Source organism: Acinetobacter tandoii DSM 14970 = CIP 107469 (genome assembly GCF_000400735.1).
Classification (GTDB): domain Bacteria; phylum Pseudomonadota; class Gammaproteobacteria; order Pseudomonadales; family Moraxellaceae; genus Acinetobacter; species Acinetobacter tandoii.
In genome coordinates, this window is record NZ_KE007378.1 from 42,335 (window position 1) to 52,090 (window position 9,756).

Annotated in this window: 9 protein-coding genes and 2 pseudogenes; 5 read left to right on the forward strand and 6 right to left on the reverse strand. The window is 36.8% G+C overall.

Annotated elements, in window-relative coordinates; genetic code table 11:
• Window positions 1-277: 277 nt before the first annotated feature.
• A pseudogene (locus tag I593_RS20295) lies at window positions 278-1,408 on the forward strand (IS3 family transposase).
• A gap of 154 nt (window positions 1,409-1,562) precedes the next feature.
• Entirely contained in the window at window positions 1,563-2,063 is a 501-nt protein-coding gene (locus I593_RS19610) for a YqhA family protein (RefSeq protein WP_016165565.1), read from the forward strand.
• A gap of 134 nt (window positions 2,064-2,197) precedes the next feature.
• Here the strand turns inward: I593_RS19610 and I593_RS19615 are convergent.
• Window positions 2,198-2,515: pseudogene (locus tag I593_RS19615) on the reverse strand (IS66 family transposase); the annotation flags it as partial.
• A gap of 56 nt (window positions 2,516-2,571) precedes the next feature.
• On the opposite strand from I593_RS19615, the gene I593_RS19620 reads away from it, so the two are divergent.
• Window positions 2,572-3,504, forward strand: a complete 933-nt coding sequence (locus tag I593_RS19620; RefSeq protein ID WP_016165566.1) for an IS5-like element ISAha1 family transposase — start codon at window positions 2,572-2,574, stop codon at window positions 3,502-3,504.
• 212 nt (window positions 3,505-3,716) lie between these two features.
• On the opposite strand, the gene I593_RS19625 is transcribed toward I593_RS19620, so the two are convergent.
• Entirely contained in the window at window positions 3,717-5,237 is a 1,521-nt protein-coding gene (locus tag I593_RS19625; protein ID WP_000076364.1) for a catalase, read from the reverse strand.
• Window positions 5,238-5,599: 362 nt separating this feature from the next.
• Window positions 5,600-5,824 carry a helix-turn-helix transcriptional regulator gene (locus I593_RS19630; protein WP_004676219.1) on the reverse strand — a complete coding sequence of 75 codons (225 nt, stop codon included), beginning with the start codon at window positions 5,822-5,824 and terminating at the stop codon, window positions 5,600-5,602.
• Window positions 5,825-5,973: 149 nt separating this feature from the next.
• Between I593_RS19630 and I593_RS19635 the strand changes: the two genes are divergently transcribed.
• On the forward strand, window positions 5,974-6,222 hold the full coding sequence (locus I593_RS19635; RefSeq protein ID WP_016165567.1) for a hypothetical protein: 249 nt from the start codon (window positions 5,974-5,976) through the stop codon (window positions 6,220-6,222).
• A gap of 18 nt (window positions 6,223-6,240) precedes the next feature.
• Here I593_RS19635 and I593_RS19640 read toward each other — a convergent pair whose 3' ends face one another.
• The 3 genes from I593_RS19640 to I593_RS19650 form a co-directional block, all read right to left on the reverse strand.
• The gene (locus tag I593_RS19640; RefSeq protein WP_001067793.1) at window positions 6,241-6,945 is read right to left on the reverse strand and encodes an IS6-like element IS1007 family transposase; all 705 of its coding nucleotides are present in this window, start codon (window positions 6,943-6,945) and stop codon (window positions 6,241-6,243) included.
• A gap of 202 nt (window positions 6,946-7,147) precedes the next feature.
• On the reverse strand, window positions 7,148-7,435 hold the full coding sequence (locus tag I593_RS19645; RefSeq protein WP_016165568.1) for a hypothetical protein: 288 nt from the start codon (window positions 7,433-7,435) through the stop codon (window positions 7,148-7,150).
• Window positions 7,436-7,437: 2 nt separating this feature from the next.
• The gene (locus I593_RS19650) at window positions 7,438-8,076 is read right to left on the reverse strand and encodes an AAA family ATPase (protein WP_016165569.1); all 639 of its coding nucleotides are present in this window, start codon (window positions 8,074-8,076) and stop codon (window positions 7,438-7,440) included.
• A 403-nt stretch (window positions 8,077-8,479) separates the two neighbouring features.
• Here I593_RS19650 and repM point away from each other — a divergent pair, with 403 nt between their 5' ends.
• Window positions 8,480-9,418 carry a replication initiation protein RepM gene (repM, locus tag I593_RS19655; RefSeq protein ID WP_016165570.1) on the forward strand — a complete coding sequence of 313 codons (939 nt, stop codon included), beginning with the start codon at window positions 8,480-8,482 and terminating at the stop codon, window positions 9,416-9,418.
• Window positions 9,419-9,756: the final 338 nt, after the last annotated feature.

The window sequence follows — 9,756 nt, forward strand, 5'->3', positions numbered from 1 at the left end:
TCAGTATTTCGATTATCGTCAAATTTCTCAGTTAATTTGTATTCGTCGTTAGAAAACAATTATTATGTCATTATTTCAATGAGTTATCTATTTTTGTCGTGTACAGAGATCCCTGATATTATTTTTAATATATCTTCATCCTCAATGGAATCTGTACTGATATTCAAATCTTTTCTAACAACTGTAAATTGATGTGGGTCTAGGATTTTAGACCATGCCTATAAGTGATAATCTACTCCCCAATAAGCATGGGAAATGCTTGTTTTTGGAGTCAATCATGACACGAAGAAAACGTCGTAATCATTCAGCAGAGTTTAAAGTTAAAGTTGCTCTCGCAGCAATTAAAGGCGATCACACACTCGCTGAACTTTCTACTCAATTCGATTTACATCAAAACCAAATCATTGATTGGAAAAATCAACTGCTTGAACAATCAGTCAATATTTTTTCACGACCAACAGCACAACAAGAACCTGAGATTGACCTCAAAGCTCTACATGCCAAGATAGGACATCAGGCATTGCAAATTGATTTTTTAGAAAGTGCGCTCAGAAAAATAGGGCAGCTGAGCGGCAAAAAATGATCGATAAGACCCATCAACTTTCGGTACGACAATAATCACAGTTGATTCAAATCAATCGCAGTACGTTGTATTACAAGCCCAAAGAGATTTCATTAACTGATTTGAGTTTGATGCGTCTGATTGATGAAATTCATCTCGACTGCCCATAAATGGGCAGTCGAATGATACGAGATATGCTACAGCGTCAAGGACATCAAATAGGTCGGCGTAAAGTCCGACGTTTAATGCGCTTGATGGGAATACATGCCTTGTATCCAAAACCCAATACCAGCAAGCCTAATCTTGCACACCGTATTTTCCCATATCTGTTGAAAAACACGGTCATAGATCACTCTAATCAAGTCTGGTGTACAGATATCACGTACATTCCTATGGCTAAAGGCTTTGTCTATCTGTGTGCAATTATAGATTGGCATAGTCGTAAAGTACTGGCTCATCGTGTATCGATCAGTATGGAAACAGACTTTTGCATAGATGCGTTGCAAGAAGCAATTGTGAAATATGGTTGTCCTGAAGTCTTTAATACAGACCAAGGCAGTCAATTCACAAGCGAGGCTTTTTTTGAATGAGTTAAAATTGCGAAATATCCGTATCAGTATGGATGGAAAAGGACGATGGATGGATAATGTGATGATTGAGCGTTTATGGCGCAGCGTGAAGCATGAGGAAGTCTATTTGAAGGCTTACGATACGGTTAAACAAGCGATACAATCAATTGCTGAATATTTGGATTTTTATAACATGATACGTCCTCATTCAAGTTTGAATAAGGCAACACCGAATGAATTTTATGATCAACATTTACTAAAAGTAATGGCAGCATAATTTAAATATTTAGAGCGGGTTTATCACTTATAAAACTGAATTGAGTGGTCTAATTAACGGAACCACATTAGTCTTCTTCATTTTCAAATCAATTTCTTCTCCGCGATTTTGATTAATAGTTGTTTGTTTTTTTCATTTTAAGGGATGTTATCAAGTGCTACAAATTTTTTTTGAAAAGAGTAGATATTTAGTTATTATAGTTATTATAAATTGCATAATATCTTCTATTTTTTTATATTTATCAACTATATACCTTCTAATTGATGCAATAATTTTTATTATAAAAAATATATATGCAACTAATTTTGAAGTAAAAATAGTTGTTGTTAAATTTTTAAAAATCCTCGATGTCTCGTTAATTGCTATTACATTTCATTTAATTTCAGCAGGTTTTTATAAATTATTTATTCAACAAGCTATTTTTGACAATAGTTCTTTTCTTAAGACACTATCAATTAATAAGTTTCATGATCTAAAAATTATTATATTACATGTATCTATTATAGTTATAGTCATCTTGTTTTTAGAAGATATTGTTGTTTTTGGTGGAACTTTAGCCAACTTATATGCTGGTATTTCTTCTAGCCTAGTCATATTAGCAATAATTTTTACTTGTAAGCTATTAGATAATGATCATCACAAAGACGATGAATAACTTAAATCGCAAGGACTCATTCAGAATTACTCTTTTCATTTGAGCATTTAATTGAAGTTAAGATTAGAGATCGTCATGTATTGAGAAAAAATGTCTGATTCAAACGTAAGCGTCCGCTGAATCCCATACCAATTTTAATTCGATTTAGGTTTCCAGCAGTGTGGCAGTAACTCTTCAATCTGGGTCACTTTATGTGTCGGCAGCCTTTTCAGCACATCACTTAAATAGGCATACGGATCCAAGCCATTCAGCTTTGCTGACTGGATTAACGTCATGATGTTTGCCGCTCGCTGACCACTGCGCAGCGAACCTGCAAACAGCCAGTTCTTGCGTCCCAACGCCCAGGGACGCACCTGATTCTCTACCCAATTGTTGCATATCGGTAGATTGCCATCATCCAGATAGCGGCTTAAGGCTGGCCAACGCTTCAGAGTGTAATTGATAGCCTTGGCGGGGCTTTGTTGCACAAACCTATCTCTAAAGGCTTATTCCACAATATAATTCTCAAATGAATAAGCCCACACCTAAAATCTATCGTACAACCAATTGGTCTTCTTATAACAGTGCATTAATAAATCGAGGAAATCTTTCAATTTGGTTTGATCCCAAGACTCAATGGTACGCTCAACCCAAAGGTAAACATGGTCGAAATCAAACTTATTCAGATACAGCCATCCAATGCTGTTTAATGATCAAATCCTTATTTCGTCTTTCTTTACGCATGGTCACTGGCTTTGTGCAAAGTCTCATTCATCTTTGTAGATTAGATTGGACAGCACCAGACTATTCCACCATCTGCAGAAGACAAAAGCATATTGATATTGCAATTAACTATCAAAAAAGCAGTAATGGTCTCCAGCTACTCGTCGATTCTACTGGCTTAAAGTTTCTAGGCGAAGGTGAATGGAAGCGTAAGAAACACCAACCTGAATATCGTCGCCAATGGCGTAAACTTCATATTGGTATAGATGCTGAAACCCTTCAAATACGCGCTATTCAACTCACTACAAATAATGTGAGTGATTCACAAGTGCTTGGTGATTTACTCGATCAGATTCCACAAGATGAGCAGATTGACTCTGTCTATACTGATGGGGCTTATGACACCAAGCAATGCCGTCAAGTAATTGCAGACCGACAAGCACATGCGGTGATTCCGCCAAGAAAAAATGCGAAACCTTGGAAAGATACAAAGACCAGCTCGCTAGAGCGAAATGAATTACTTCGAACAGTTAAACGTTTAGGAAGAACAATATGGAAAAATTGGTCAGGCTATCATCGGCGAAGTTTGGTTGAAACTAAGATGCATTGCATCAAGTTATTAGGCGATAAACTCCGTGCGAGAAACTTTCAAAGCCAAGTCAATGAGATTCATGCACGTGTGGCCGTATTAAATAAATTTACAGATTTAGGCAGACCTCACACCCAAGTTGCCACTTAAATTTAGATAACTTGGAAGAAGTTTAGCTTTTGAATGTTTGTGCAACAAAGCCATGATGAACTCATCGGGAACAGGAAGTTCCATACAAGAATAACAAGAGATAAGCACAAGGACTGTAAGGTACGACAGGAGTTATACCGAGCGAACCAATACGAAAAACCCCGGCAGGATGCCGGGGTTTTTTTATTAACTATCTAAATCAAATTTCCACATTAAAGAAAACTTGGTAAACCTTTAGCAGGATCTGTTTCACGTGCCGCTTGAGCATCTGCTACAGTCATACCTAAGGCCTTAGCAACGCCTTGCCCATAAGCTGGATCGCAAGCATAACAGTTGCGGATATGACGGTATTTGATGAAATCTAGCGCATCACCCATCGCTGCGGCCGTGTTATTAAACAATGCTTGTTTCTGCTCATCATTCATCAAATTGAACAGGGCACGGGGCTGGCTGAAGTAGTCATTGTCATCTTCGCGGAAGTCCCAGAAATCAGCATCACCGGTAATCTTTAATGCTGGTTCTTTAAACTGAGGTTGTTCCTGCCACTGGTTAAAACTGTTCGGTTCATAATGTGGCAATGAACCATAGTTGCCATCCATGCGGCCCTGACCATCACGACGATTAGAGTTTACAGGGCAGCGTGCAGCATTGACCGGAACCTGTGAATGATTTACACCAACACGATAACGTGCTGCATCAGCATAGTTCACCAGACGTGCCTGTAACATACGATCCGGTGAGTAGCTAATTCCCGGTACCAGATTGCTTGGTGCAAAGGCAGCCTGTTCTACATCCTGGAAATAATTTTCCGGATTGCGGTTCAGTTCGAATTCACCGACTTCAATCAGTGGATAATCACCTTTCGGCCAGACTTTGGTCAGGTCAAATGGATGATAAGGAACTGTTTCAGCTTCCAGTTCCGGCATGATCTGAACGTACATTTTCCATTTTGGATACTCACCACGCTCAATGGCATCAAATAAGTCAGTCTGACTACTTTCACGATCTTTAGCAATCAAATCTGCTGCTTCAGCATCGGTCAGGTTCTGGATGCCTTGCTGGGTACGCATATGGAATTTCACCCAGAAGCGTTCATTTTGGGCATTGATAAAACTGAAGGTATGGCTGCCAAAACCATGCATATGACGGTAGCCAGCAGGAATACCGCGATCCGACATCACAATGGTCACCTGATGCAAGGCTTCAGGCAATAATGTCCAGAAATCCCAGTTATTGGTGGCACTGCGCTTGTTGGTTTTCGGGTCACGTTTGACCGCTTTATTCAGGTCAGGGAACTTACGGGCATCCCGCAGGAAAAACACCGGGGTATTATTGCCGACCAGATCCCAGTTGCCTTCTTCAGTATAGAATTTCAGGGCAAAACCTCGAATATCACGTTCTGCATCGGCCGCGCCACGTTCACCCGCCACCGTTGAGAAACGCGCAAACATTTCGGTTTTTTTGCCGACTTCAGAGAAAATTTTAGCGCGAGTATATTGGGTAATATCATTGGTCACGGTAAAGGTACCAAAAGCACCTGAACCTTTAGCGTGCATACGACGCTCTGGAATCACTTCGCGGACGAAGTTTGCTAATTTTTCATTCAACCATAAATCTTGGGCAAGTAAAGGTCCACGCGCACCTGCCGTCATACTGTTCTGATTATCGACCACAGGGGCACCTGCTTCAGTAGTCAGGTGGGTAACAGGACATTTTTTAGGGTCTTGACTCATACTATTAACTCCCGTTTCTTTTAATGCAGAAATTTAAGATTTTCAATCCTATCTTACCCTTTACTTGCTTATTAAAATATTAAACTAAGGATATTTTTGAAAATTTATAGCCAACTGATTTAACATAAAATCTCTTATACGCAATTCAGTTGTAAGCCCCAAGTAGAAATGTCCGGTTTACCGATTGCTCGACCTAAGATATCAGAATATAAGAATTTGATGATCACCCTGGTTCTCAAAACTCGATACTTTATTGAAAAGTTCTATCGAGGCTTATAAGTCCCTGAAACAAAAAAATGCCTGAAATTCAGGCATTTTTTACGTCATCACTAACAGCTTACAACAATCAACAAACGAGAGTTTTAGTCTTTTGAATACGACTTAATTTTTTCAAAAATAGGGTAAAAGTCTACACCCTCATCTTTCATGCTAGAAAGTAAGTAAACCAGAACAGCGATATGAGTAGGTACTTTTCCGATCTTTTTATAGTTAGTTATGGAGTTTGGGTTCATGTCCAATAAGGTTGCAAATTCCTTAATTGAAAGACCTGCTTTCCCCATAAGTCTTTGAAATTCTTCGTATGGCATCGTGATAAATACAATCTGTTTGAATTAGAAGTATAACACAGACCATAAAACTTAAAAAAACACATAAAAAATGTGACAAACACATTTTTTATGTGTTATAAATGGCTTATCAGCTAACCCATTTATCCTTATTATCGGAGAAATATAATATGTACTCATACCCGGATTCAAACACTGAAAAGAAAATTGCTCTCATGATCATCAATGACTTTTTCATTCAAAAAGCCCATGAACTGTGGATTTTTTTACAACTCGATCAGTGCTTTAATGATTATGAAGCCACACTGATTTGGACTCGACGTTATTTAGAGAAGCATCCTGAGTGTGAGTACAGCGATATTCAAAAAGCCTTTGTTTCTTGTTTCGGCACTGTTGCAAATAGGGATCTGAGTCAATGATTTTCCCTTCAAAAAAGCTTAGAGACCGAAAACTCTATTTACTAGCCAAACTTCTCCTAGAATATTACCGTTATAAAATAATGAAGCTTGTCCTTTGCGTAGAGCACGCATAACCTCAATTCCTTTAATTGTGGCATAAGCCGTTTTCATAGACTTGAATCCCAACGTAGCCTTGATGATCCGTTTGAGCTTGCCATGATCACATTCAATCACGTTATTCTTGTATTTAATCTGTCGATGGTCCAGGTCTTCAGGACACTTTCCTTCCTGTTTTAGTCGCGACAAAGCACGGCCATAGGTATGAGCCTTATCAGTGTTTATGACTCGTGGAATCTGCCATTTTTTGACATGATTCAAAATCTTACCAAGAAAACAATAAGCTGAATGGGTATTTCGTCTAGCAGAAAGATAGAAATCAAGAGTATGGCCACGTTGGTCAACTGCACGGTATAGATATGCCCATTTGCCATTCACTTTTACGTAAGTTTCATCCAGATGCCATAAATGTCGATCTGTAGGATTACGCCAATACCAACGTAAACGTTTTTCCATTTCTGGAGCATAACGCTGAACCCAGCGATAAATTGTGGTGTGATCAACATTCACTCCACGTTCAGCGAGCATTTCCTGAAGTTCACGATAGCTGATGCCATATTTACAATACCAACGAACAGCCCAAAGAATGATTTCACCTTGAAAGTGCCGACCGTGGAAGGGATTCATCTGCTGTATCTCGAAATAAATAAGATATTTAGCTTATCATGTCAGCCTATTTGCAACAGTGCCACATAAATTCATTCAGCCAGGCTGAATGGTCTTGAACCTGAGCTGAATTAAAAAAAATCTATGGGGTTTCAACGGAAGCTTATAGTAAATTTAACTTGGATAAAAAATATTCCCCTTTTTAAAGGGGGATATTGTTAAATTATTTACTTAATATTTCTTTTAACTCATCTGCACTATATGTTGATAAATTTTCTATAGCTGCTCGAACAATACTTGAACGATTTATTCTTGCATTTTGCCCTTTTACAACCAGCTCATCAATTAGTTTACTAATATCTTCATTTAGAGAAAAAGTGTAACGAATAAATTTTTTTTCACTTGATTCTAAAGCCTTTACCCTTTTTTCTGCACCAGATATAAATGCATCTAACATTTTATCTTGTTCTGTAGGTTCAGTTTTTTTGTTTAGCCCAGTTAAACCAGCCATAGTTATACTCCTAAAAATTCTATTGCAATACTTTCAATCTCAGCTTTCGCTTTAGGATCACTATTTACTTCAAAAACTGAAAGCCCATTTTCATCTGCATCATCATAAACATTTCGATTTGTTGTGATTGAATTCAATGCATCAATACCAAATGATTTGCATGCCTCTTTTGCATCTAAAATTCTTTGAACTTGAGAAGGAAGAGTTGGACACTGAGTAATAATTGCTCTCGCTTTCAGATTCGGATTTACTGTTTTTGCTAATTTTAAAACTTGTTCCATGTGATCTAAAGTTTTTAGATCTCTTCGTTTTGGTCTAAACGGCAATAACATATGTGTAGCTATAGTCATTGCTGAACGTAATGCTTCAGAATCCTGTCCACCTGCATCAATGATGATATCTTGGTATCTTTTGTCTAAATCTTTCAAAACTGAACGTATATTCCCTGATGCTTGTACTGATGGAATATTATTTAATTCATCATTTTCATCTCTTTCTTTAACCCAATCTGTCGTTGTTCCTTGAGGGTCCGCATCTAATAAGAGTACGTCTCTTTGACTTTGTTGTAAGTAAACTGCAAGATTTTGAGCTAAACAGCTTTTTCCAGCTCCGCCTTTTTCACCACCAACTAAGATAATCATAATTTATGTAAGTTACGTAAGTTTGTTTGTGTATAATTTAAAGGTGATTTATGAAGTAATCAAGTATCCTGAAAAAAAATTAAAAAAAAAGTTATCCACAAAAGAATAGTCTTTTATGAATTTATATATATTTATTTAAATTTATTATTTATATATCTGCTCAAAGCCTGGCTAGTAAAGGGATACAGGGAGTATATGTTGACAAATTCCTACCAATAAGTTGACTTTTTCCTGTTTCTAAGTAGACAAATTCCTACCAATAAGTTGACTTTTTCCTGTTTCTAAGTAGACAAATTCTGTGCATAAGTGGACAAAATCTTTTATTAAAAATACTTTCATTTGTGGACATTAAGTAGTATTGTCAATATATCTATTTATAACATTTTCCTTAATATATCTCCCTATGAGTAACATAGTATATAAAGATAATAATTTGGTTGAAGCATCGTATTCACTAAATCTATCTGAGCAAAGGCTAATATTAATTGCGATCATAGCTGCTCGAGAAATTGAGAAAGAACTTACTTCGGATACTATACTTACGATTCATGCTTCTGAATACATGAAACAGTTTAATTTAGGACGTCAAGCATCCTATGAAGCGTTGCAATCTGCATGTGATAACCTTTTTGAAAGACATTTGAATTATAAAGCAATAGATCCTATAACTGGAAAAATAGGAATATACAAAAGTAGATGGGTTTCAAAAGTTGGCTATGTTAAGGAAGAGGGATGCGTTCAGCTAATTTTTGCTCCAGATATTATCCCCTTATTTGTCAAACTTGAAGAAAAGTTCACAAGATATGAACTTAAACAAATCTCACCACTTACAAGCATTTATGCGATTCGCTTGTATGAGTTACTCATACGTTGGAGATCAACTGGTAAGCTATATATTTCTATTGATGAGCTTAGATCAAAACTAGGATTGATAGAAGATGAATATAAAAAGATGGGGGACTTTAAGAAAAGAGTTCTTACCGTAGCTATAAATCAAATTAACAAATTTACGGATATTACTGTTTCTTATATACAAAAAAAGGAGGGAAGAAATATTTCAGAATTACACTTCATGTTTGAAGAAAAAGAACAGGATAAAACGAGCACAAGTGTTCCTTTAGAGCCAACTTATAAATTGACAGCTAAGCAATGTATATTTTTTGCTAAAAAGCTATGTGATATTACTAACTATCCCAAATTTGGTAATGATTTTGCACATCGTGGAGAGACTCTAGAAGACTTTCAGGAAAGGATCTCAAATGATCTTCTTGATAGCGATAATGTTAGAAAGTATTTTTCTTATTTATTAGAAGTTGGTTATGCTCCTAAATACAAGAAGTAACCCTTTGGGGTGATAGTCACTTTTAATAAAATAACAGGCCCTCTCATTCTAAATTTTTAAAAAAGATTACTTTCATGTGATTTTATTATGAACTAGCATAAGTTACATAACTTATGCTAGTTAAGTACCCCCTATCCTGCCTTTAAAATTTATTGCTTCATTCCTTATTACAGATGAAATAAGTGGACAAATTCCTGACAAGGAATACTATCACTTAGGTCACTTAAATAAGATGCATAAGTTATGCAAGTTACGCCACTTATATAAGTTAAGGCGCTTAAGCGATAAAAGCTACATGATGAGCATAGCACTGAGCACTGCTGATCTAAGCCAATGCT